The organism is Streptococcus pseudopneumoniae (assembly GCF_001072665.1).
Classification (GTDB): domain Bacteria; phylum Bacillota; class Bacilli; order Lactobacillales; family Streptococcaceae; genus Streptococcus; species Streptococcus pseudopneumoniae_S.
Genome location: NZ_JVJI01000085.1, coordinates 1 through 505, shown reverse-complemented (window position 1 = coordinate 505; position 505 = coordinate 1). Strand labels below are relative to the sequence as shown.

General features: G+C 37.8%; 1 protein-coding gene. It reads right to left on the bottom strand.

Translation table 11 applies throughout. The features are described 5' to 3' along the window. Nucleotides 1-505: MucBP domain-containing protein (locus ADH52_RS04725; RefSeq protein WP_049510400.1), on the bottom strand; the 505-nt coding region annotated here is incomplete at both ends.

Genomic DNA, 505 nt, shown 5'->3' with positions numbered 1-505 from the left:
TCCTTCTGTTGTTTCTGAAGGGATTAAGTCTTTGCCTTTTTCATCTACATATTTAACTACTAGTTTAGCTTTGTTTGCTACGTAGTTAATTACTGTATCTTGACTTGGATCTGTTGGGATGTTTGGTACTACATATCCTTTTGTTGGATCTGTTGGATCAACTGGTTTAAGTGGATTGCCATCTTTATCTTCTGGAGTAAATCCTGGTACGTATGGTAACACATCTGTTGGTTTACCTGGTTTTGTTGGATCTGCTGGATCGTTTGGATATTTGATTGGAGTTGTTGGTTGACCTGGGATGTTTGGAATCCATGATCCGATTGGTTTGTAAACGTATGTTACTGTTGAACCATCTTTTCCAATCTTACCTTTAGCTTCTCCTTCAACACGAACTAGTAGGTGTCCTGGAATAACTTTTCCACTTGTAGAGTACTCATCTCCCACTTTTCCTTCTGTTGTTTCTGAAGGGATTAAGTCTTTGCCTTTTTCATCTACATATTTAACT